Origin of the sequence: Brevundimonas sp. (assembly GCF_013912065.1) — a bacterium.
Taxonomy (GTDB): domain Bacteria; phylum Pseudomonadota; class Alphaproteobacteria; order Caulobacterales; family Caulobacteraceae; genus Brevundimonas.
The window spans coordinates 1-21,822 of sequence record NZ_JACESA010000029.1 but is presented as its reverse complement, the minus strand read 5'-3'; the positions used below and the strand labels follow the sequence as shown (position 1 = coordinate 21,822).

The following is a 21,822-nucleotide window of genomic DNA, read 5'->3' as shown; positions in this document are numbered from 1 at the left end:
CGCGCAAGCCGGGCATGAGCCGCGACGACCTGATCGGCATCAATCTGAAGGTCATGAAGGCCGTCGGCGAGGGCATCAAGGCCCACGCCCCGAACGCCTTCGTCATCTGCATCACCAACCCGCTCGACGCCATGGTCTGGGCCCTGCAGAAGTTCTCGGGCCTGCCCAAGGAGAAGGTCGTCGGCATGGCCGGCGTGCTGGACTCGGCGCGCTTCGCCTATTTCCTGGCTGAAAAGACCGGCGTCTCGGTGCAGGACATCCACGCCTGGACCCTGGGCGGTCACGGCGACGACATGGTGCCGATGGTGCGCCACTCGACCGTCGGCGGCCTGCCCCTGCCGGACGCCGTCAAGGCCGGCTTCCTGTCGCAGGACGAACTGGACGCCATCGTCGACCGCACGCGTAAGGGCGGCGGCGAGATCGTGGCCCTGCTGAAGACCGGTTCGGCCTTCTACGCCCCGGCTGAATCGGCCATCGCCATGGCCAAGTCGTACTTGCTCGACCAGAAGCGCGTCCTGCCCTGCGCCGTCTGGCTGTCGGGCGAATACGGCCTGTCGGATCTCTATGTCGGCGTCCCGGCCATGATCGGCGCCGCCGGCGTCGAGAAGGTGATCGAGTTCACCACCAACGACGAAGAAAAGGCGATGTTCGAAAAGTCCGTCGCCTCGGTCCAGGGCCTGCTGCAGGCCTGCAAGGATATCGACGCCTCGCTGGTCTAAGCGATTACACAGATCAAATGGCGAAGGGCCTGCGGATCACTCCGCAGGCCCTTTTCAATTCGTCCCTCTCCCGCCGGGAGAGGGTCTGCTGTCACTCCCGCTCGAACGCCAGCCAGTCCTTGCTCTGCATCTCGTTGAACCGCGACACCGTCCGTTCGAACTCGAACGCCCCCACGCCTTCGGTATAGAGGGCCTCGGGCCGGGCGGCGGCCAGGACGACCAGCTTGGTCTTGGCCTCGTACAGGGCGTCCACCAAGGTCACCAGCCGCCGCGCCTCCTGCTGATTGTTCGGCCCCAGGATCGGCACATCCTCCAGGAACAGGGTGTGGAACCGCTCGGCGATCGCCAGATAGTCCTGCGGCCCCAGCGGCCGACCGCACAGGTCCGCAAAACTCGCCCGCGCCATCGAGCCCACGGTCCGCTCCACGACGACGTCGCGGCCCAGGACGGTCAGATGGGCCGGCTCTTCGGGCTCGCCGCCCTTCAGCTCGCGCCACAGGTCTTCGAACCCGGCGCGGTCGTCGGGCATGTGCCAGATCTCGGTCGAGCTCAGCCGGTCCAGCCGCCAGTCGCGCGCACCCGCCGTCTGCACCACGACGCAGCGGTCGCGGAGTATCTCGATGAAGGGGACGAACAGCTGACGGTTGATGCCGTTCTTGTACAGGTCCTCCGGCGCCCGGTTCGAGGTGATGGCCAGCACCACCCTGTCCTCGAACAGGGCCTCGAACAGCCGGCCCAGGATCATGGCGTCGGCGATGTCCGTCACCTGAAGCTCGTCGAAACACAGCAGCCGCGCCTCGGCAGCGATCAGTTTCGCAATGGGCGGAATGGGATCGTCGCCCTTGTGCGTTCCGAACACGGCCTTTCGGGCCTTGGCGTCGCCTTCGCGCCACTGGCGCACTAGGTCGTGGACCCGGGCCATGAAGGCGTGGAAATGGGCGCGCTTTTTGCGGGGCTCGGGCGTGGCCGAATAGAACAGATCCATCAGCATGGACTTGCCCCGTCCCGGCGGCCCCCACAGATAGATCCCCTTCACCTCGGGCGGCCGGCCGAACAGGCCCCGCCTGGCCAGATCGCGCTCCAGCCGCTCCAGGGCGACGAGCACTTCGGACTGGGCCGGATCGGGCGTCAGCACGCCCTCTTCCACGCGGATGTCGTAGGCGTTTCGAATGCGGGAGGTCATGGGCGCCTGCTTAAAGTCCCCCGCGCCGAAAAGCGATTGCTTCGCGGCTGCGAACGCCTATTTGCAGGCCATCACTACAATGCGCTCAAGCAGCGAGGCCCCGTGGGCCGAGCGACAGCGCGTCCGAAGGACAAGAAACATGGGTTATCGCGTCGCGATCGTCGGGGCCACGGGCAATGTGGGCCGCGAAATGCTGAACATCCTCGAGGAGCTGGAATTCCCGGTCGACGAGATTCACGCCATCGCCTCGCGCAAGTCCAAGGGGGTCGAGGTCTCGTTCGGCGACAAGACCATCAAATGCCAGGACATCGAACAGTTCGACTTCTCCACCGTCGATCTGGTCCTGATGTCGGCCGGCGGCGACGTCTCGCGCGCCTGGTCCGAGAAGATCGGCAAGGCCGGTCCCATCGTGATCGACAACTCGTCCGCCTTCCGCAAAGATCCGGACGTGCCCCTGATCGTGCCCGAGGTGAACCCCGACGCGGTCAAGGACGCCAAGAAGAAGAACATCATCGCCAACCCCAACTGCTCGACGATCCAGCTGGTGACGGCGCTGAAGCCCCTGCACGACGCGGCCAAGATCAAGCGGGTGGTGGTCTCGACCTATCAGTCGGTGTCCGGCGCCGGCAAGGAAGGCATGGACGAGCTGTGGAACCAGACCAAGGCCATCTACGGCCTGGGCGACGCCCGTCCGAAGAAATTCCCCAAACAGATCGCCTTCAACGTCATCCCCTACATCGGTTCCTTCCTCGAGGACGGCTCGACCGACGAGGAGCAGAAGATGTCGGACGAGACGCACAAGATGCTGGACCCCGACATCAAGGTCACCGTCACCTGCGTCCGCGTGCCGGTCTTCGTCGGCCACTCCGAGGCCGTGAACATCGAGTTCGACCGCCCCATGGCCCCCGACGAGGCCCGCGCCATCCTGCGCGAGGCGCCGGGCGTGCAGGTCATCGATAAGCAGGAGCACGACGGCTATATCACCCCCGTCGACGCCGCCGGCGAACACTCCGTCTATGTGTCGCGCATCCGCAAGGACCCAACCGTCGAGAACGGCCTGAACCTGTGGGTCGTGTCCGACAACCTGCGCAAGGGCGCCGCCCTGAACGCCGTCCAGATCGCCCAACTGCTGGACGAGACGGGCGTCATCACCTCGTCGTCGGGGTATCGCTCGATCACCCTCTGACCCTCCGCCCCGTCGTCCTCGGGTTTGACCCGAGGATGACGGCAGGGCGTTGAAGGACACGTCCCCATGACCGCCTCCACTCCGCCCGCCGACCCCCGCGCGGTCGCCACCGCCGTCGCCTGCTACACCCTGTGGGGCCTGCTGCCCCTGCTGTTCATGGCCCTGGCGGCCCACGGCTTCGGCGCGCCCGAAATCCTGGCCCACCGGGCGGTCTGGTCGGTGTTCGTGGCGGGCCTGTTCCTGCTGCTGGCGGGCCAGTGGGGCGAGGCGAGGCGCGTGCTGGCGACGCCGCGCACCCTGGCCTGGTTGGCCCTGTCGGCGGCGATGATCGCCACCAACTGGAGCCTCTACGTCTTCGCCACCACCCATCATGCGACGCTGGAGGCCAGCCTCGGCTATTATATCAATCCACTGCTGAACATGGCGGCGGGGGCGGTCCTGTTCCGCGAGCGGATCGACCGCTGGAGCGCCGCCGCCATCGCCCTGGCCGCCGTCGGAGTGGTCATCCAGACCATCGCCCTGGGCCATGTGCCGGTCATCGGCCTGACCCTGGCCGTCACCTTCTGCGCCTATGCGGTGATCCGCAAACGGGTGCCGGCCTCGGCCCAGACCGGCCTGTTCGTCGAATGTCTGGTGCTGTTGCCGTTCGGCGCCCTGTTCCTGGCCTGGCTGGCGACCCACGGCCAGGCGACCGGTTTCGCCTCTCCGGCCGGCCTGGCCTGGGCCCTGGTCAACGGCCCCGCGACGGTCATCCCCCTGGTCCTGTTCGCCTGGTCGGCGCGCCGCCTGCCCCTGTCCACCATCGGCTTCATCCAGTTCCTGGCGCCGACGCTTCAGTTCGCTTGCGGCGTCTGGGCCGGCGAAGCCCTGACCCTGCTGCGGATCGTCTCCTTCGGCTTCATCTGGGCCGGCGCCGGGGTGTTCGCCTTCGCCGCCTATAATCGCAGCCGGGCGGCGCGCGAGGCGTTGAAGGCCACGGCGGAACCGGCGTAGCCTCGCCTCTCACGGAGGCGAGGCCATGACGACCGCTCACCAGCCCGGCCCCTGCGACAGCGGGCAAGTCCGCGCCGCGCCTCCGCCCGAACTTCCCCTGTCGACGGCGCGCAAGCGCTGGGTGCTGGCGGCGACCGTGCTGGGATCCAGCCTGACCTTTATCGACGGCTCGGCCCTGGGCGTCGCCCTGCCCGCAGTGCAGCGCGATCTGGCGGCGGGAACGGCGGCGGTCCAGTGGGTGTCGAACGCCTATCTGCTGACCCTGGGCGCCCTGGTGCTGATCGGGGGTGCGGCTGGCGACCGGTTCGGCCGGCGGCTGGTCTTCCTGATCGGGGTGGCGATCTTCGCCCTGGCCTCCATCGGCTGCGCCCTGGCCCCGACGGTGGAGGCCCTGGTCGCAGGCCGCGCGATCCAGGGCGTCGGCGCCGCCCTGCTGACACCCGGCGCCCTGGCCGTGATCGGGGCCACCTTCCCGCCGGAGGAGAGGGGCAAGGCCTTCGGGACCTGGGCCGGGTTCGGCGCCCTGACCGGCATGATCGGGCCGCTGGTCGGCGGCTGGCTGGCCGACGCCGCCGACTGGCGCGCCATCTTCTGGATCAATGTGCCACTGGCGATCCTGACCGCTGTCGTCACTCTGATGGCCACGCCCGAGAGCCGCGATCCCGACGCCAGGGGCCTGGACTGGCTGGGCGCCGCCCTGGCCGTCGCGGGCCTGGGCGCGCTGACCTGGGCGCTGACGGCGGCGCCGGACCTGGGCTTCGGGGCGCCCGCCATCGTCGCGGGTCTGGTCGGAGGCTCGGCGCTGCTGGCCGGCTTCCTGTGGGCCGAGGCGCGGCAAGGCCGGCCGATGATGCCGCTGGGCCTGTTTCGCTCGTCGGTGTTCAGCGGGGTCAATCTGCTGACGCTGCTGCTCTATTTTGCGCTGGGCGGCGCCATGTTCTTCCTGCCGTTCGACCTGATCCGGGTTCACGGCTGGAGCGCGACCGAGGCCGGGGCGGCCATGCTGCCCTTCGCCGCCGTCATGGGCCTGTTCTCGGGCCTGGCGGGGCGGATCGCCGACCGGTTCGGCGCCCGACTGTCGCTCAGCGTCGGGCCGCTGCTGGCGGGCGTGGGACTGGCGTTGCTGGCGCTGCCCGCGCCCGGCGCCGGCTATGTCGACGGCCCCCTAGCCGGGATGACGGTGATGGCGGTCGGCATGACCCTGGCCGTCGGTCCGCTGACGGCGACGGTGATGGGGGCGGTCCAGCCGGGACACACCGGCGTGGCGTCAGGGGTCAACAATGCGGTGGCGCGGGTCGCCGGCCTGCTGGCCGTGGCTCTGCTGGGACTTGTCCTGTCGGCGGTGTTCGCCCTGGTCGTGGATCAGCCGGACGCGCGCGCCCTGCTGGCCCAGGTCATGTCCGGGGCGGAGTTGACGCCTGCCGCGCGCGACGCCTTCCACGCCGCCTTCAGGGCCGTGATCCTGACCTGCGCGGCCTGTGCGGCGATCGCGGGGCTGGTCGGCTTGCTGACGGCCCCGGGCCGGGTTCAGACGGCGGCGTAGACGGCGTTCAGCAGCCGCACGGCCCGAGGATCGCCGATCAGGTGCGGCGACTGGCGGGTCATCACATAGGCGGCCGACAGGCGGCGCGACGGATCGGCCATGGCCATCGACCCGCCCCAGCCATAGTGGCCCATCGACGCCCCCGGCCCGAAAACCTCCAGCCTGTCGTTGCGCATCAGACCGGCGGCCCAGCTGATCGCATAGGGCAGCACCTTGTCCGGCCCGTAGATCCGCTCGCGCGTCAACTGCTCCAACGTATCGGCCGACAGGACCGTCCGCCCCTCCAGCACGCCGTCGTTGGCGACCACGCCCAGCAGCCGCGCCAGACCCAGGGCCGTGCCGTGCAGATTGGCGGACGGGATCTCCATCTTGCGCCATTCGGCCGAGCCGCGCCCCCCCGGCGCCGAGCCCCGGTCGAGGAAGGCCGCCTGTTTGATCGGATCGATGGGCCCCAGGCTGGGCGCGGCGGTCGGCTTGCGCATCTGGGCCACCCGGCCATGTTCGCTCTCGGGCAGGCCGATCCACAGGTCCAGCTCGGGGAAGTCCTCACGCAGAGCCTGGCCCATGGTGCGGCCGGTCGCGCGGCGAAACACTTCATTGGCCAGATAGCCGACCGTGATCGGGTGATAGCCCGAGGCCGTGCCCGGCGCCCACATCGGCGCCTGGGCCGCCAGCCTGGTCACGACCATGGAAGCATCGAACCAGATCGCGGGATCGACCGCGTCCGAAAAGCCCGGCAGGCCGGACTGATGGCTCATCAGCTGGACGACGGTGATCTCGGCCTTGCCCGCCGCCCCGAACTCGGGCCACAGGCTGGCGACCGTCTGCTCATAGTCCAGTCGGCCCGCCTCGACCGCCGTGGCGATCAGCAGGGCCATCACCGCCTTGCCGGTCGAAAACACCGGCGTCAGGTTCTCGGCGGTGAAGGCCGTGGTCCGCGCCGTGTCGGCGTGTCCCGCCCACAGATCGACGACCGTCTCCCCCTCGATCAGCAGACTGAACCGCGCCGCCTGCTCGTTCAGCCCCTCAGGCGCCTCGGTGAAATTGGCGGCGAAGGCGTCCTTCACCGCCGCAAAACGCGGGTCGCAGACGCCATGAATATCGAGAGCTTCGGTCATGGAGGCGTTCTAGACCTTCCCCCGCCTGCGGGGGAAGTGGCCGGCGTGAGAGCGCCTAGGCCGGGAAGGGGGCCGTGCTCGGCGGCGCTGGCGCACAGAAGGATGGACGCGTCGATTCCGCCCGGAAGATGTTGGCGACGAAGGCCGGGCGACGGCCCTGGGTCCGTCGGACCAGAACCACAATCAGCGGCTGGTGCGTCTCGGCCGTACACCAGGCGGTCCGGGTGTTGTCCTCGGCAGGGAAGGTCTCTCCCCGGACGAAGTCGCCATAGCGCGGCAACAGATCCAAGGCTGCAGCCTCGAGACCCTCGGGATCTCCCGCTTCCACAGAGGCCGAACATCCGCCGTTAGGCAGGGCGATGACAAAGACGCTGGAATAGGAGGCCAGTCGCCACGCCGCCGTCCCCATCGACGAACCCGTGGAGCGGGGCGGGACCGGGCGCAGCCAGTGATCCAGCGCCAGCGCCTCGATCGACGTCTCGTCGCGTACTGCCGTCAAGCAGACGTCCGAAAAGACAATGGCCATGGCGGCGGTCGGCGAGGTCAGCGCCCCATAAGGCGGGGGTTGGGTGGGCCCCACTCCCGTCGGCTGACTGGCACAGCCGCTGAGCAACGCCCCGATCACAGACGCCCCGAGCAAGGCCGTCCAAACCCGGCGCGGCCCGCCGCCAAGGCTCGCCCCTTTGGATTTTTGCATCACCAGCCCCCTACTATACCCGAGGTATGCAAACCCGCCGAACTGGATCAAGTGAACAGTCTATGACGAAAAAGGCCCCGCGCCGGAGCGCGGGGCCTCGATCTTTTCCGATCCGGCGTATGGATCAGGCCGCGACGACCTCGGTCGCCTGTTCGGCCAGGATGGTCAGGCCTTCGCCATTGACGTCGGCAAAGCCGCCCTTGACCTCATACTGGGTCTTGGCGCCGCCGACATAGACGGTCACCAGACCCTCGTTCAGGGCGGTCATGAAGGGGGCGTGGTTCGGCAGGACGCCGAAGTCGCCCTCGACGCCCGGCGCGTCAACCTGGTCCACGAGGCCCGAGAAGACCTCGCGTTCCGGCGAGACGAGGGAGAAGTTCAGCTTGCCGGCCATGATCAGGCTTCCGACGCCATCTTCTCGGCCTTGGCGACGGCCTCTTCGATGGCGCCGACCATGTAGAAGGCGGCTTCCGGCAGGTGGTCGTATTCACCGGCGACGATGCCCTTGAACGAGCGGATCGTGTCGGCCAGTTCGACGAACTTGCCGGGCGCGTTGGTGAACTGCTCGGCCACGAAGAAGGGCTGCGACAGGAAGCGCTGGATCTTGCGAGCACGCGACACGACCAGCTTGTCCTCTTCCGACAGCTCGTCCATGCCCAGGATGGCGATGATGTCCTTCAGGCCCTTGTACTGCTGCAGCACTTCCTGGACCGAACGGGCGACCTGATAGTGCTCTTCGCCGATGACCAGCGGGTCCATGATCCGCGAGGTCGAGTCCAGCGGATCGACGGCGGGGAAGATGGCCTGGGCGGCGATGTCACGCGACAGCATGGTCGTCGCGTCCAGGTGGGCGAAGGACGCGGCCGGGGCCGGGTCAGTGGGGTCGTCGGCGGGGACGTAGATGGCCTGGACCGAGGTGATCGAACCCTTCTTGGTCGAGGTGATCCGCTCTTGCAGGTTCCCCATCTCGGTGGCCAGCGTCGGCTGATAGCCCACGGCCGACGGGATGCGGCCCAGCAGAGCCGACACTTCCGAACCGGCTTGCGTGAAGCGGAAGATGTTGTCGACGAACAGCAGGACGTCCTTACCCTCTTCGTCGCGGAAATATTCGGCCTGGGCCAGGCCGGTCAGGGCGACGCGGGCGCGGGCGCCGGGAGGCTCGTTCATCTGGCCATAAACCAGGGCGCACTTGGAGCCCTCGGTCGAGCCGTTGTTCTTGGACGGGTCGACGTTCACGTTCGACTCGATCATCTCGTGATACAGGTCGTTGCCTTCGCGGGTGCGCTCACCCACGCCGGCCAGAACCGAATAACCGCCGTAGGCCTTGGCGATATTGTTGATCAGTTCCTGCATGGTCACGGTCTTGCCGACGCCGGCGCCGCCGAACAGGCCGGTCTTGCCGCCCTTGGTGTAGGGGCAGATCAGGTCGATGACCTTGATGCCCGTGACCAGGATTTCCGACGAGTTGGTCTGTTCCTCGAAGGTCGGGGCCTCGCGGTGGATCGGACGATATTCGGTGGTCTTGATCGGGCCGGCTTCGTCGATCGGCTGACCGACGACGTTCATGATGCGGCCCAACACGCCCGGACCGACCGGGGTCTGGATCGAGGTGCCGGTGTCCGACACGGGCTGGCCGCGCGTCAGGCCCTCGGTCGTGTCCATGGCGATGGTGCGGACCATGTTCTCACCCAGGTGCTGGGCGACTTCCAGGACCAGGGTGAAGGGCTCGCCCGTCTTCTGGTCGACGTTCTGGGTGTGCAGGGCGTTCAGGATCGCCGGCAGATGGCCGGTGAACTCGACGTCGACGACGGCGCCGATGACCTGGGCGATCTTGCCGGTGGCGACGACGGAGACGGGGGCCGCGATATCGGCGACCTTCTTGGCGGCCGGCTTGCGGGCGGCGGGCTTCTTGGCGGGGGGGGCGACTGTGTCGGTCATGGCTGGGGTCCGTTTATCGGAATGTCTGTTCGGTCGGGATCAGAGGGCTTCGGCGCCGGCGATGATCTCGATCAGCTCGGTGGTGATCTGGGCTTGTCGCTTGCGGTTGTACTGCAGCGTCAGGGCGTTGATGAGGTCGCCGGCGTTGCGCGTGGCGTTGTCCATCGCGGCCATCTGCGACCCGAAGAAACCGGCCTGGTTCTCATACAGAGCGGCCAGGATCTGGGTCGTCAGGTTGCGCGGCAGCAGGGTCTCGAGGATTTCCTCTTCCGAGGGCTCATACTCATAGACCGCGCCGTTCAGGTCGATGGGGGCGGCGTCGCCTTCCACCACGGCGGGGATCAGCTGTTTGCCGGTCGGAACCTGTTGGATCACCGACTTGAACTGGCTGTAGAACAGGGTGACCACATCGGCCTGACCGTCCTCGAAAGCCGTGGCGATCATCTCGGCGACCGGCTGGGCCAGGGGCAGGCCGATGGTCTTCTGGGCGCTCAACTCGAAGGTGTGGATCACCTTGTCGCCGTACAGGCGCGACAGCTGATCGCGCGACTTGCGGCCGACGGCGATGATCTTCACGTCCTTGCCGTTGGCGATCAGGCTGTTGATCCGCTCGCGCGCGGCGCGGATGACATTGGTCGAGAAACCGCCCGCCAGACCCTTGTCCGCCGTCGCCACCACGATCAGGTGACGCTGGTCCTGACCGGTGCCGGCCAGCAGCCTGGGCGCATCGGCGCCCGAGACGCCGGCGGCCAGATTGGCGATGACCGAGGCCATCTTGCGCGCATAGGGCCGGGCGCTCTCGGCCTGGTCCTGGGCGCGTTTCAGCTTGGCCGCGGCGACCATCTGCATGGCCTTCGTGATCTTCTGCGTGGCTTTCACGCTTCCGATCCGATTGCGCATTTCCTTGAGGCTGGCCATCCGGCTTTGCTCTTCCTCTAACTAACCGGCGGGGCTTAGGCGAAGGTCTTGACGAAGGCGGCCAGGATGTCCTTCAGCTCGGCCTCGAGGTCGGCGGTCAGGTCCTTCTTGGTGCGGATGCCTTCCAGCAGCGACGCATGGTTCGCGTGGATGCGGGCCAGCAGTTCCTTCTCGAACCGGCCGACGTCGCTCACGGCGATGCCGTCGATATAGCCGCGCGTGCCGGCGTAGACCGAGACGACCTGTTCTTCCATCGCCAGCGGCGAATACTGGGGCTGTTTCAGCAGCTCGGTCAGGCGGGCGCCGCGGGCCAGCAGGCGCTGGGTCGAGGAGTCGAGGTCCGAGCCGAACTTGGCGAAGGCGGCCATCTCGCGATACTGGGCCAGCTCGCCCTTGATGGTGCCGGCGACCTTCTTCATCGCCTTGGTCTGGGCCGACGAGCCGACGCGCGACACCGAGATGCCGACGTTCACGGCCGGGCGGATGCCCTGGTAGAAGAGGTCGGATTCCAGGAAGATCTGGCCGTCGGTGATCGAGATCACATTGGTCGGGATATAGGCCGAAACGTCGTTGGCCTGGGTCTCGATGATCGGCAGGGCGGTCAGCGAGCCCGAGCCGTAGTCTTCATTCAGCTTGGCCGAACGCTCCAGCAGGCGGCTGTGCAGGTAGAAGACGTCGCCCGGATAGGCTTCGCGGCCGGGCGGGCGGCGAAGCAGCAGGGACATCTGGCGATAGGCCACAGCCTGTTTGGACAGATCGTCATAGACGATCAGGGCGTGCATGCCGTTGTCGCGGAAGAACTCGCCCATGGCGGTGCCGGCGAAGGGGGCCAGGAACTGCAGCGGGGCCGGCTCCGAGGCCGTGGCGGCGACGACGATGGTGTATTCCAGCGCGCCCGACTCTTCGAGGGTCTTGACGATCTGGGCGACGGTCGAACGCTTCTGGCCGATGGCGACGTAGATGCAATAGAGCTTGGCGCTCTCGTTGTCGGTCTTGTTGACGTTCTTCTGGTTCAGGATGGTGTCGACGGCGACGGCCGTCTTGCCGACCTGACGGTCGCCGATGATCAGCTCGCGCTGGCCGCGGCCGACGGGGATCAGGGTGTCGATGGCCTTCAGGCCGGTCTGCATCGGCTCGTGAACCGACTTGCGCGGGATGATGCCCGGCGCCTTGACGTCGACGCGGCGGCGCTCGGTGAATTCGATCGGGCCCTTGCCGTCGATCGGCTCGCCCAGCGGGTTGACGACGCGGCCCAGCAGACCCTTGCCGACCGGCACGTCCACGATCTCGCCCAGGCGGCGCACGTCGTCGCCCTCGGCGATGGCGGCGTCGGCGCCGAAGATCACGGCGCCCACATTGTCGCGTTCCAGGTTCAGGGCCATGCCCTTGACCCCGGCCTTGGTGAACTCGACCATTTCACCGGCCTGGACATTGTCCAGACCGTGGATGCGGGCGATGCCGTCGCCGACCGACAGCACGCTGCCGACGTCGGAGACATCGGCTTCGACGCCGAAGTTGGCGATCTGCGACTTGAGGATGGCCGAGATTTCAGCGGCGCGGATGTCCATGACGGGCTCTCTGTTCTTCAGTCTTTTGCGGCGCGGGCCTCGCCAAGGCGGACCCGCTCTTGTGGGTTAGGCGCGCTTCAGCGCGAATTTCATCTGGTCGAGCTTGGTCTTCAACGAGGCGTCGAACAGTTTCGAGCCCACCTTGACCTTCAGGCCGCCCAGCAGGGCCGGATCGACCCGCGTGGTCAGTTCCGGCGCCTTGCCCAGGCTGGCGTTCAGCGCGGCCTTGATGGAGGCCAGCTGCGCGGCGTCCAGCGGCTGGGCCGAGACGATCTCGGCGGCGACGATGCCGGCGTGTTTGGCGTAACGGGCCTCGAAACCGGCGATCACGCTGGGCAGGTCACGCGCGCGGTGGTTCTGGGCCAGCAGGCCGAGGAAGTTGCTGGTGGTCTGTTCGAACTTCGCCTTGGCGGCGATGGCGACCAGGCCCTTGACCTGATCCTCAGCCGAAATGACCGGCGAGGTCGCGAGGCGGCGCAGGTCGGAACTCTCGCTCCAAGCGGCTTTCAGCGAGACGACATCGGCGCGAACGGAGTCCAGCCGGCCCGTTTCCAGCGCCAGATCAAACAGCGCCTGTGCGTAGCGATCGCCGACTTCCGTCGTTCTGAAATCATCAGCCACTGATTAGGGTCCGAGGTCGTTGTGTCAGGGTCGCGACCGATTGCGAGGATCGCAACGGTCAAAAGCTTGAAATGCTTGCTGAAAGCACGACAGAGGCCGTATTCGCGAATACGCCCCCTTCAAGCCGGGCGCCTGATAGCACGGGGTTTTGCCGCTCGCAACATTGCGTGAAGGGCGATGAAGCCGCACCCTGGGCATAGGCGTGTCGCACGCTGGTCATCGCCCCATGTGAAATCACCTCCAGCCTGCTGCGGAGCTCCCGGATGAAGCCCTTTCCCCTGCTGATCGTCGCCCTGTGTGTCCTGCTAGTTCCGGCGGCCGCCATGGCCCGGACGCCGGTCGCCGACAACGGCCACCCGGTCCGGCTGATGAGCTACAACATCCGCTACGACGCGCCGGACGACACGCCGAACTGGGCGCAGCGCCGCCCGCACATGGCGCGCCAGATCGCCTTCTTCGCCCCCGACATATTGGGGGTTCAGGAGGCCCTGATTCCGATGGTCGCCTATCTGGCGGAACAGGCGCCGGACTATGATCACTACGGCCTCGGCCGCGATGACGGCGTCCAGGCGGGCGAGACCACGACCGTGTTCTGGCGCCGCGACCGGTTCGAAAAGATCAGCACCGAGACCCTGTGGTGCTCGCCCACGCCGGACCGGCCGTCGAAGGGATGGGACGCGGCCCTGCCCCGCACGGTGACGCGCGTCGTGCTGCGCGATCGGACCAGCGGCCGGCTGCTGGACGTGCGCAACGCCCACTTCGACCATGTCGGGCCGATGTCGCGAGAACACTGCGCCGCCCTGGCGTCTGATCTGGCGCCCGCGATGGTCGAGGGGCGGACGGCGGCCGTAGTCCTGATGGGGGACTTCAACTCCGGACCGGACAGCACCCCTTATCGCCGGATCCTCGCCTCAGGCCTGCGCGACGCCCGCGATGTCAGCCCGGTCGTATTCGGCCCGGCCGGCACCTATAATGATTTCGACGTCGCCAGGGACAATGACGGCGTCGCCATCGACCATCTGTTCGTCGGTCCCGGCCTGTCGGTCGAGCGGTTCGGCGTCCCGACCGATTCCTTCGGCGGCCAGGTGATCTCGGACCATTTCCCCCTGGTCGCCGACATCGCGTTCGACGCGCGTTAGGAGAGGGGGTGCGACCATTGCGCCGCACCCTGGCGCTTGATCGGAACCAGCGCCGGCCCTAGCGCTTTCCGCTCAAGCTTTTCCCTTCAGGACTCCTCATGCTCGACAGCATAATTCCCCTGTTCTCCGACCCGGCCGCCTGGGCCGCGCTGGTGACGCTGATCGTGATGGAGGTCGTGCTCGGCATCGACAACCTGATCTTCATCTCGATCCTGTCGAACAAACTGCCCGAGGAACACCGCCAGAAGGTCCGGCGTATCGGCATCGGTCTGGCCCTGGTCATGCGCCTGGCCCTGCTGTCGATCATCGCCTGGCTGGTCGGCCTGGTTCAGCCGGTCTTCACCGTCATGGGCAATGAATTCTCGTGGAAGGACCTGATCCTGATCGCGGGCGGCCTGTTCCTGGTCTGGAAGGCCACCAAGGAAATCCACCACACCGTCGATCCCACGCCCACCCATGACGTCATGGACAAGAAGGACGTGATGATCACCAACGCCGGGGCGGCGATCTTCCAGATCATCCTGCTGGACATCGTCTTCTCGATCGACTCGATCCTGACGGCGGTCGGCATGACCGAACATCTGCCGATCATGGTGGTGGCGGTTCTGGTGGCCGTGACCGTGATGCTGCTGGCCGCCGATCCGCTGGCCGACTTCATCAACAAGAACCCCAGCGTCGTCATGCTGGCGCTCGGCTTCCTGCTGATGATCGGCATGGTCCTGATCGCCGACGGCTTCGGCTATCACGTGCCCAAGGGCTATATCTATGCGGCGATGGCCTTCTCGGCCGGGGTGGAGGCGCTGAACATGCTGGGTCGTCGCTCCGCCTCCAAGAAGGAGAGGGCCGAACTCGCCCGCGCCGAGGCCGATCGTGCCGAAATCCGCGCCCGCAAGGCCGAGGCTGAAGCCGCCGCCGAGCAGGCCTGATCCGATGACCCGCCTGTCGCTGCGCCTGGCCGGCCTCGTCTCCGGCCTGCTGCTGGCGACAGGCGGCCTCTCGCCCGCCGCGGCCGAGGTTCCGGTCCAGGCCTATGAGGTCGTCCGCGCCTATCCGCACGACAAGACGGCCTTCACCGAAGGCCTCTTCTTCCACGACGGCGCCCTGTACGAGAGCACGGGCCTCTACCCCTCTTTCATCCGCCAGGTTCAGCTCGAGACGGGCGAGGTGGTGCGCCAGCGCGACCTGCCGACCGTCTATTTCGGCGAGGGCATGACCACGCTGAACGGCAGGCTCTACAGCCTGACCTGGCGCAACCACATCGGCTTCATCTGGAAGCTGGACGACTTCTCGCCCCTGGGCGGCTTTTCCTATCCGGGCGAGGGCTGGGCCCTGACCACCGACGGGCGGCGGCTGATCATGAGCGACGGCACCGACCAGCTGCGCTTCCTCGATCCCGACACTTTAGCCGAGACCGGCCGCGTCTCCGTCACCGCCGACGGCCAGCCGCTGGACCAGATCAACGAGCTGGAGTGGATCGACGGCGAGGTCTTCGCCAACCTGTGGCAGGACAACCGCATCGCCCGCATCGACCCCGAGACGGGGGTGGTGAAGGCCTTCATCGACCTGTCGGCCCTGGTTCCCCAGGACGCGGGTCTGGACCCGAACGACGATGTCCTGAACGGCATCGCCTGGGACGCCGTTGGCAAACGGCTGTTCGTCACGGGCAAACGCTGGCCCCAGTTGTTCGAGATCCGGCTGCGCGGATCGCGCCCAAACGAATAGACCAAAGAACAAAGGGCCGGACGCCTGCACGCGTCCGGCCCCTGTCCGTCCCCCCGGCCTGGATCAGGCCTGCAGGTCGAACCGGTCCAGTTCCATCACCTTGGTCCAGGCGGCGACGAAGTCCTTGACGAACTTCTTCTCGGCATCCGCGCCGGCATAGACCTCGGCCAGGGCGCGCAGCACCGCGTTCGAGCCGAACACCAGGTCGACCCGGGTTCCGGTCCAGCGGAGTTCGCCCGTCCGGCGGTCCCGGCCCTCGAACAGGTCCTTGGTCGCCGAGGCCGGCTTCCACGCCACGCCCATGTCCAGCAGATTGACGAAGACGTCGTTGGACAGGGCGCCGGGCCGATCAGTCAGCACGCCATGTTTCAGGCCGCCGACATTGATGTTGATCGCCCGCAGGCCGCCGATCAGGACCGTCATCTCGGGCGCGGTCAGGGTCAGCCGCTGCGCCTGGTCGATCAGCAGGGATTCGGCCGGAACCGAATAGCGGGCCTTCTGATAGTTGCGGAAGCCGTCGGCGACCGGCTCCAGATAGCCGAAGGATTCGACGTCGGTCTGGTCCTGGCGGGCGTCGGTCCGGCCCGGAGTGAAGGCCACGGTGGTCTCGTGACCGGCCGCCCAGGCCGCCTGTTCCACACCGGCGCCGCCGGCCAGGACGATCAGGTCGGCGAGCGAGATCTTCTTGCCGTCCGTCTGGGCCTGGTTGAAGTCGGACTGGATCGCCTCCAGCACGGACAGCACCCGGGCCAGCTGTTCGGGCTGGTTGACGTCCCAGTCCTTCTGCGGAGCCAGACGGATGCGCGCGCCGTTGGCGCCGCCGCGCTTGTCCCCGCCCCGGAAGGTCGAGGCCGAGGCCCAGGCTGCGCCGACCAGTTCCGACACGCTGAGGCCCGACGCCAGCACCCGCGCCTTCAGGGTCCGCACGTCGTCGGCGTCGACCAGCGGATGATCGACGGCGGGCGTCGGATCCTGCCAGATCAGCACCTCCTGCGGCGCCTCCGGGCCGATATAGCGCGAACGCGGGCCCAGGTCGCGGTGGGTCAGCTTGAACCAGGCGCGGGCGAAGGCGTCGGCGAAGGCCTGGGGATCGTTCAGGAAGCGACGCGAGATCTTCTCGTATTCCGGGTCGAACCGCATCGACAGGTCGGTCGTCAGCATGGTTGGCCGGCGCATCTTGGTCGGGTCGTGCGCGTCAGGGATGATCTCGCCGGCGTCCTTGGCCACCCACTGGTGCGCCCCGGCCGGCGACTTCTCCAGCTCCCATTCGAAGGCGAACAGGTTCTCGAAGTAGAAGTTGCTCCACTGGGCCGGCGTCTGGGTCCAGGTGACTTCCAGCCCGCTGGTGATGGCGTCGCGGCCCGATCCGCTGCCGAAGCTGGAGGCCCAGCCCAGGCCTTGCGCCTCGAGGCCATCGGCCTCGGGCTCGGCCCCGACATGCTCGGCCGGACCGGCGCCGTGGGTCTTGCCGAAGGTGTGGCCGCCGGCGATCAGGGCGACCGTCTCCTCGTCGTTCATCGCCATCCGCGCGAAGGTGTCGCGGATGTCGCGGGCGGCGGCGATCGGATCGGGATTGCCGTCCGGGCCTTCCGGATTGACGTAGATCAGGCCCATCTGGACTGCGGCCAGCGGGTTTTCCAGATCACGCGAATGCTCGCGCCCGTCCGCATTGTCGTCAGCCACCAGCACGGCCTCGTCGGCCGGCTTGTCCACCCCGTGCGAGCCGTGGGAATAGCGGACGTCCCCGCCCAGCCAGGTGGTCTCGCGACCCCAGTAGACGTCCTGATCCGGCTCCCAGGTGTCCTCGCGACCGCCGGCGAAGCCGAAGGTGCGGAAGCCCATGGTCTCCAGCGCCACATTGCCGGTCAGGATCAGCAGGTCGGCCCAGGAGATGGCCTGGCCGTACTTCTGCTTGATCGGCCACAGCAGGCGGCGCGACTTGTCGATGTTCACATTGTCCGGCCACGAGTTCAGCGGGGCGAACCGCTGCTGGCCCCGGCCGCCGCCGCCACGGCCGTCGCCGACCCGATAGGTGCCCGCGCTATGCCAGGCCATGCGGATGAACTGCGGCCCATAGTGGCCAAAGTCCGCCGGCCACCACTCCTGAGAATCGGTCATCAACGCGCGCAGGTCGGCCTTCAGCGCCTCATAGTCCAGCTTGGCGAAGGCCTCGCGATAGTTGAACGTCTCGCCCAGCGGGTCGGACTTGGTCGAGTGCTGGTTCAGCAGATCGGTGCGCAGCTGGCCGGGCCACCAGTCGCGGTTCTGCGTGCCGCCTCCGGCGACCGGCTCGGACGTCGCGCCTGTCATCGGGCATTTGGCTTCGGTGGTCATGGTGTTCTTCCCTGTTTGATGGCGCGATGCGGGGGCGGAGATCGATAGCCGCGTCGGTGATGAGGGCATTCAACACGGCGCAGCTTCATAAGACCAATCGATTATCTTTGCTTTCAGCATAGGTCTGGCCTATCAGGCCGCCATGCTCCCCAGTCTGCGTCAACTTCAGTATCTCACACTTCTCGCCGAACACGGCTCCTTCAGTCGCGCCGCCGAGGCCGCCCACGTCAGCCAGCCCGCCCTCAGCGCCGGGGTGCAGGAGCTGGAGCGGATCCTGGGCGCCCCGGTGGTCGAGCGTGCGCGCGGCGCCGTCATCCTGACCGCCGTCGGCGTCGAGGCCGTGCGCCGGGCCGAGGACGTGCTGGCCCGCACCGAGGATCTGGTCGAGGCGGCCAAGAACGCGGGGCGGCTGCTGTCGGGCCGGTTCCGCCTCGGCGTCATTCCGACGGTGGCCCCCTTCCTGCTGCCCGCCAAACTGCCGTCGCTGAAGACCGCCTATCCCAACCTCAAACTGTTCATCCGCGAGGATCTGACGCCGCGCCTGATCGCCGCCCTGAAGGCGGGCCAGATCGACGCCGCCGTCATCGCCCTGCCCTATGACGCGCCGGGCGTCGAACACGCCCGCATCGGCGACGACGAGATCATGGCCGCCGCCCCCCACGACCACGCCCTGGCCGCGCCCGGCCCGATCCGCCCCGGTTCGCTGCGGGCCGAGGACCTGATCCTGCTGGAAGACGGCCACTGCCTGCGCGACCACGCCCTTGCCGCCCTGGACATCGAAGCCCCGCGCGGGGACGACGTCTTCGCCGCCACCAGTTTGCATACCCTGGTCCAGATGGTCGGTTCGGGACTGGGGGTCAGTTTCCTGCCCAAGATGGCGGTCCAGGCCGGTCTGGCCGACACCCCCTCCGTCGTCATCCGCCCCTTCGAAAACCAGGCCGACGGCGCCCCGCCCCACCGCGAAATCGTCGTCGCCTGGCGCTCCGGCTCCAGCCGGGCGGCGGAGGCCCGACTTCTGGCCGAGGCGCTCAAGCTGGATTGAGGGCGGCCCTCGACAGGCGACCAATGCAAAAAGGGCCGGCGGATCGCTCCGCCGGCCCTCATTGTTTCCGAGCTCGGACCCCGACTATTCGGCGGCGACCGGCGCCGGAACTTCCGGGCCTCGGGCCAGGTTGCGCAGGACGTAGGGCATGACGCCGCCGGCCAGGAGATAGTCCATCTCGGTCTGGTTATCGATGCGGCAGCGGACCGGGAAGCGGGCCATCTTGCCGTCCGACGGGCGGAACAGCTCGACCCACAGGTCCTGACGCGGACGCAGCTTGCCGACATTGGCGTCGGACAGGCCGCGGATGGTGACGATCTCCTCGCCGGTCAGGCCCAGCTTGACCCAGCCGTCCTGTTTGAACTGCAGCGGCACGACGCCCATGCCGACCAGGTTCGAGCGGTGGATGCGTTCGAAGCTTTCGGCGATGACGGCGCGAACGCCCAGCAGGCGCGTGCCCTTGGCCGCCCAGTCGCGCGACGAGCCGGTGCCGTATTCCTTGCCGGCGAAGACGACCAGCGGCCGGCCTTCCGACTGGTATCTCATCGCAGCATCGTAGATCGACATGGTGTCGCCCGACGGGAAGTGTTTCGTCACCCCGCCTTCGATCTCGGGCGTGATGCGGTTCTTGATGCGGATATTGGCGAAGGTGCCGCGCATCATGACTTCGTGGTTGCCGCGACGGGCGCCGTAGCTGTTGAACTCGGCCGCGTCGACGCCGTGACCGGTCAGATAGACGCCGGCGGGCGAGGTCTTCTTGATCGAACCGGCCGGAGAAATGTGGTCGGTGGTGATCGAGTCGCCGAAAATGGCCAGGACGCGGGCTTCGACCACATCCTGAACCGGGGTCAGGTCCATCGACAGGCCGTCAAAATAGGGCGGGTTGGCGACGTAGGTCGAGGCGTCGTCCCATTCGTAGGTCTGGCCGCCGGAGACCTTGATCGCCTGCCAGTGCTTGTCGCCCTTGAACACGTCCTTGTAGCGTTTGGCGAACATGGCCGGGGTGACCGACTTGCGCTGGATGTCGGCGATTTCCTGCGTCGTGGGCCAGACGTCCTTCAGGAAGACGTCATTGCCCTTCTTGTCCTGGCCGATCGGATCCTTGGTGATGTCGATCCGCATCGAGCCGGCGATGGCGTAGGCCACGACCAGCGGCGGCGAGGCCAGATAGTTGGCCTGGACGTCCGGGTTCACCCGGCCTTCGAAGTTGCGGTTGCCCGACAGGACCGAGGTCGCGACCAGGGCGTTGTCGTTGATTGCCTTGGAGATCGCCGGATCCAGCGGGCCCGAGTTGCCGATGCAGGTGGTGCAGCCGTAGCCGACCAGGTTGAAGCCCAGGGCGTCCAGGTCCTTCTGCAGGCCGGCGTCGGTCAGATAGTCGGTCACGACCTGCGAACCGGGGGCCAGCGAGGTCTTGACCCAGGGCTTGGCCTTCAGGCCCAGGGCGTTGGCCTTGCGCGCCACCAGGCCGGCGGCGATCAGGACCGACGGGTTGGAGGTGTTGGTGCAGGAGGTGATGGCGGCGATGACCACATCACCGTCGCCGACGGTGAACTTCTCGCCCTCGACCTCGACCCGCGCGGCGTCGGACGGACGGCTGAAGACCTCGGCCAGGGCGGTCTCGAAGGCCGGGGCGGCGGTGGTCAGCTCGACGCGGTCCTGCGGACGCTTCGGACCGGCCAGCGACGGCACGACCGTGGCCAGATCCAGTTCCAGCACATCGGTGAAGACCGGGTCTTCCGAGGTCTCGTCGATCCACAGGCCTTGCGCCTTGGCGTAGGCTTCGACCAGGGCGACGCGCGCCTTGTCGCGGCCCGTGGCGGTCAGATAGCCGATGGTGGCGGCCGAGACGGGGAAGAAGCCGCAGGTGGCGCCGTATTCCGGGGCCATATTGGCGATGGTGGCCTGGTCCTCGATGGTCATGTTCGGCAGGGCGTCGCCGAAGAATTCGACGAACTTGCCGACCACGCCCTTCTTGCGCAGCATCTGGGTGACGGTCAGCACCAGGTCGGTGGCGGTCGTGCCTTCCGGCAGGCGGCCCGTCAGCTTGAAGCCGATGACCTCGGGGATCAGCATCGGGATCGGCTGGCCCAGCATGGCGGCCTCGGCCTCGATGCCGCCGACGCCCCAGCCCAGGACGGCCAGGCCGTTGATCATGGTGGTGTGGCTGTCGGTGCCGACGACGGTGTCGGGATAGGCGACGGTCTTCTTGCCTTCGTCCAGGGTCCAGACGGTCTGGGCCAGGTTCTCCAGGTTCACCTGGTGGCAGATGCCGGTGCCGGGGGGCACGACGCGGAAGTTGTTGAAGGCCGACGAACCCCAGCGCAGGAAGTTGTAGCGCTCGATGTTGCGCTCATATTCGCGCTCGACGTTCTGACCGAAGGCCTTCGGCGTGCCGAAGTGATCGACCATCACCGAGTGGTCGATGACCAGATCGACCGGAACCAGCGGGTTGATCTTGGCGGCGTCGGCGCCCAGGGCGCTCATGGCGTCGCGCATGGCGGCCAGGTCGACCACGGCGGGAACCCCGGTGAAGTCCTGCATCAGGACGCGGGCCGGGCGGAAGGCGATCTCGTGCTCGACCGAACCCTTGTTCTCGACCCAGGCCGCGACGGCCTTCAGGTCGGCTTCGGTGACGGAAACCCCGTCTTCATTGCGCAGCAGGTTCTCCAGCAGCACCTTCATCGAGCGCGGCAGACGGGAAATCCCGGTCAGACCCGCTTCCTCGGCGGCCGGAAGGCTGTAATAGGCGTATTTCTTGCGCCCGACGGAAAGGTCCTGGCGGGTGTTGAAGCTGTCGGTGGACGGCATGGAGAGTTTTCCTCTGGTCAGCGCCGCCCGACAATCCGGTTGCGCCTTCGCGCGGCAGACGCAGCGGCTCACAGGACCCCTGCGCGCGCGGCGAAAGCCTGCTGCGGCATGCGGGCATATAGCCCCGCCGGATCGCACCGTCCATGTGTCCACACCCTCGACGCGGACATTGAGAAAGGTTCTCAAAACAATGCGTATTTTCTCCCTCCCCGTTCCGGGGAGGGAGAAAATACGCATTGTTTTGAGAACCTTTCTCAATGTCCGCGTCGAGGGTGTGGACACATGGACGG

Annotated in this window: 18 protein-coding genes; 8 read left to right on the top strand and 10 right to left on the bottom strand. The window is 67.3% G+C overall.

Annotated elements, in window-relative coordinates:
- Nucleotides 1-719, top strand: a 719-nt coding sequence (locus H2037_RS16095) for a malate dehydrogenase (RefSeq protein WP_292124003.1), incomplete at its 5' end; no start/stop codon positions are given.
- Between the two features lie 91 nt (nucleotides 720-810).
- Here the strand turns inward: H2037_RS16095 and zapE are convergent.
- The gene (zapE, locus tag H2037_RS16090; protein WP_292124001.1) at nucleotides 811-1,902 is read right to left on the bottom strand and encodes a cell division protein ZapE; all 1,092 of its coding nucleotides are present in this window, start codon (nucleotides 1,900-1,902) and stop codon (nucleotides 811-813) included.
- A 139-nt stretch (nucleotides 1,903-2,041) separates the two neighbouring features.
- Here zapE and H2037_RS16085 point away from each other — a divergent pair, with 139 nt between their 5' ends.
- From H2037_RS16085 to H2037_RS16075, 3 genes are all read left to right on the top strand, one after another.
- Nucleotides 2,042-3,088 (top strand): aspartate-semialdehyde dehydrogenase, encoded by a 1,047-nt coding sequence (locus tag H2037_RS16085; RefSeq protein WP_292123998.1) that lies wholly within the window; start codon nucleotides 2,042-2,044, stop codon nucleotides 3,086-3,088.
- A gap of 66 nt (nucleotides 3,089-3,154) precedes the next feature.
- Nucleotides 3,155-4,081 (top strand): EamA family transporter RarD, encoded by a 927-nt coding sequence (gene rarD, locus H2037_RS16080; RefSeq protein ID WP_292123997.1) that lies wholly within the window; start codon nucleotides 3,155-3,157, stop codon nucleotides 4,079-4,081.
- 25 nt (nucleotides 4,082-4,106) lie between these two features.
- Nucleotides 4,107-5,624 (top strand): MFS transporter, encoded by a 1,518-nt coding sequence (locus H2037_RS16075; protein WP_292123995.1) that lies wholly within the window; start codon nucleotides 4,107-4,109, stop codon nucleotides 5,622-5,624.
- On the opposite strand, the gene H2037_RS16070 is transcribed toward H2037_RS16075, so the two are convergent.
- The 7 genes from H2037_RS16070 to H2037_RS16040 form a co-directional block, all read right to left on the bottom strand.
- Nucleotides 5,609-6,742: a serine hydrolase domain-containing protein gene (locus tag H2037_RS16070; protein ID WP_292123993.1), complete on the bottom strand. Its 1,134-nt coding sequence runs from the start codon at nucleotides 6,740-6,742 to the stop codon at nucleotides 5,609-5,611. The two genes, H2037_RS16075 and H2037_RS16070, sit on opposite strands and share 16 nt — an antisense overlap.
- A 55-nt stretch (nucleotides 6,743-6,797) precedes the next feature.
- Nucleotides 6,798-7,241, bottom strand: a complete 444-nt coding sequence (locus H2037_RS16065; RefSeq protein ID WP_292123991.1) for a hypothetical protein — start codon at nucleotides 7,239-7,241, stop codon at nucleotides 6,798-6,800.
- A gap of 322 nt (nucleotides 7,242-7,563) precedes the next feature.
- Nucleotides 7,564-7,833 (bottom strand): ATP synthase F1 subunit epsilon, encoded by a 270-nt coding sequence (locus tag H2037_RS16060; protein WP_292123989.1) that lies wholly within the window; start codon nucleotides 7,831-7,833, stop codon nucleotides 7,564-7,566.
- A 2-nt stretch (nucleotides 7,834-7,835) separates the two neighbouring features.
- Entirely contained in the window at nucleotides 7,836-9,377 is a 1,542-nt protein-coding gene (gene atpD, locus H2037_RS16055; protein ID WP_292123987.1) for a F0F1 ATP synthase subunit beta, read from the bottom strand.
- A gap of 39 nt (nucleotides 9,378-9,416) precedes the next feature.
- The gene (locus H2037_RS16050) at nucleotides 9,417-10,295 is read right to left on the bottom strand and encodes a F0F1 ATP synthase subunit gamma (protein WP_292123985.1); all 879 of its coding nucleotides are present in this window, start codon (nucleotides 10,293-10,295) and stop codon (nucleotides 9,417-9,419) included.
- A 35-nt stretch (nucleotides 10,296-10,330) separates the two neighbouring features.
- Nucleotides 10,331-11,863: a F0F1 ATP synthase subunit alpha gene (gene atpA, locus H2037_RS16045; RefSeq protein WP_292123983.1), complete on the bottom strand. Its 1,533-nt coding sequence runs from the start codon at nucleotides 11,861-11,863 to the stop codon at nucleotides 10,331-10,333.
- 66 nt (nucleotides 11,864-11,929) lie between these two features.
- Nucleotides 11,930-12,484 carry a F0F1 ATP synthase subunit delta gene (locus H2037_RS16040; RefSeq protein WP_292123981.1) on the bottom strand — a complete coding sequence of 185 codons (555 nt, stop codon included), beginning with the start codon at nucleotides 12,482-12,484 and terminating at the stop codon, nucleotides 11,930-11,932.
- Nucleotides 12,485-12,747: 263 nt separating this feature from the next.
- Here H2037_RS16040 and H2037_RS16035 point away from each other — a divergent pair, with 263 nt between their 5' ends.
- From H2037_RS16035 to H2037_RS16025, 3 genes are all read left to right on the top strand, one after another.
- Nucleotides 12,748-13,623 (top strand): endonuclease/exonuclease/phosphatase family protein, encoded by an 876-nt coding sequence (locus tag H2037_RS16035; RefSeq protein WP_292123979.1) that lies wholly within the window; start codon nucleotides 12,748-12,750, stop codon nucleotides 13,621-13,623.
- 98 nt (nucleotides 13,624-13,721) lie between these two features.
- Entirely contained in the window at nucleotides 13,722-14,549 is an 828-nt protein-coding gene (locus H2037_RS16030; RefSeq protein ID WP_292123977.1) for a TerC family protein, read from the top strand.
- A gap of 4 nt (nucleotides 14,550-14,553) precedes the next feature.
- The gene (locus tag H2037_RS16025) at nucleotides 14,554-15,345 is read left to right on the top strand and encodes a glutaminyl-peptide cyclotransferase (protein WP_292123975.1); all 792 of its coding nucleotides are present in this window, start codon (nucleotides 14,554-14,556) and stop codon (nucleotides 15,343-15,345) included.
- Nucleotides 15,346-15,408: 63 nt separating this feature from the next.
- On the opposite strand, the gene katG is transcribed toward H2037_RS16025, so the two are convergent.
- Nucleotides 15,409-17,679, bottom strand: coding sequence for a catalase/peroxidase HPI (gene katG / locus H2037_RS16020; RefSeq protein WP_292123973.1), 2,271 nt, complete (start codon nucleotides 17,677-17,679; stop codon nucleotides 15,409-15,411).
- Nucleotides 17,680-17,821: 142 nt separating this feature from the next.
- Here katG and H2037_RS16015 point away from each other — a divergent pair, with 142 nt between their 5' ends.
- A complete protein-coding gene (locus tag H2037_RS16015) occupies nucleotides 17,822-18,721 on the top strand; it encodes a hydrogen peroxide-inducible genes activator (RefSeq protein WP_292123971.1) in 900 nt (299 codons plus the stop codon).
- Nucleotides 18,722-18,805: 84 nt separating this feature from the next.
- Here H2037_RS16015 and acnA read toward each other — a convergent pair whose 3' ends face one another.
- The gene (acnA, locus tag H2037_RS16010; protein WP_292123969.1) at nucleotides 18,806-21,532 is read right to left on the bottom strand and encodes an aconitate hydratase AcnA; all 2,727 of its coding nucleotides are present in this window, start codon (nucleotides 21,530-21,532) and stop codon (nucleotides 18,806-18,808) included.
- Between the last annotated feature and the right edge of the window lie 290 nt (nucleotides 21,533-21,822).

Excerpts from the sequence above, each read along its gene's own strand:
- H2037_RS16035 (WP_292123979.1), top strand. The coding sequence starts at position 12,748 with ATGAAGCCCTTTCCCCTGCTGATCGTCGCCCTGTGTGTCCTGCTAGTT.
- atpA (WP_292123983.1), bottom strand. The coding sequence starts at position 11,863 with ATGGACATCCGCGCCGCTGAAATCTCGGCCATCCTCAAGTCGCAGATC.
- H2037_RS16030 (WP_292123977.1), top strand. The coding sequence starts at position 13,722 with ATGCTCGACAGCATAATTCCCCTGTTCTCCGACCCGGCCGCCTGGGCC.
- H2037_RS16075 (WP_292123995.1), top strand. The coding sequence starts at position 4,107 with ATGACGACCGCTCACCAGCCCGGCCCCTGCGACAGCGGGCAAGTCCGC.
- H2037_RS16070 (WP_292123993.1), bottom strand. The coding sequence starts at position 6,742 with ATGACCGAAGCTCTCGATATTCATGGCGTCTGCGACCCGCGTTTTGCG.
- rarD (WP_292123997.1), top strand. The coding sequence starts at position 3,155 with ATGACCGCCTCCACTCCGCCCGCCGACCCCCGCGCGGTCGCCACCGCC.
- katG (WP_292123973.1), bottom strand. The coding sequence starts at position 17,679 with ATGACCACCGAAGCCAAATGCCCGATGACAGGCGCGACGTCCGAGCCG.
- H2037_RS16025 (WP_292123975.1), top strand. The coding sequence starts at position 14,554 with ATGACCCGCCTGTCGCTGCGCCTGGCCGGCCTCGTCTCCGGCCTGCTG.
- H2037_RS16050 (WP_292123985.1), bottom strand. The coding sequence starts at position 10,295 with ATGGCCAGCCTCAAGGAAATGCGCAATCGGATCGGAAGCGTGAAAGCC.
- acnA (WP_292123969.1), bottom strand. The coding sequence starts at position 21,532 with ATGCCGTCCACCGACAGCTTCAACACCCGCCAGGACCTTTCCGTCGGG.
- H2037_RS16085 (WP_292123998.1), top strand. The coding sequence starts at position 2,042 with ATGGGTTATCGCGTCGCGATCGTCGGGGCCACGGGCAATGTGGGCCGC.
- H2037_RS16060 (WP_292123989.1), bottom strand. The coding sequence starts at position 7,833 with ATGGCCGGCAAGCTGAACTTCTCCCTCGTCTCGCCGGAACGCGAGGTC.
- atpD (WP_292123987.1), bottom strand. The coding sequence starts at position 9,377 with ATGACCGACACAGTCGCCCCCCCCGCCAAGAAGCCCGCCGCCCGCAAG.
- H2037_RS16015 (WP_292123971.1), top strand. The coding sequence starts at position 17,822 with ATGCTCCCCAGTCTGCGTCAACTTCAGTATCTCACACTTCTCGCCGAA.
- zapE (WP_292124001.1), bottom strand. The coding sequence starts at position 1,902 with ATGACCTCCCGCATTCGAAACGCCTACGACATCCGCGTGGAAGAGGGC.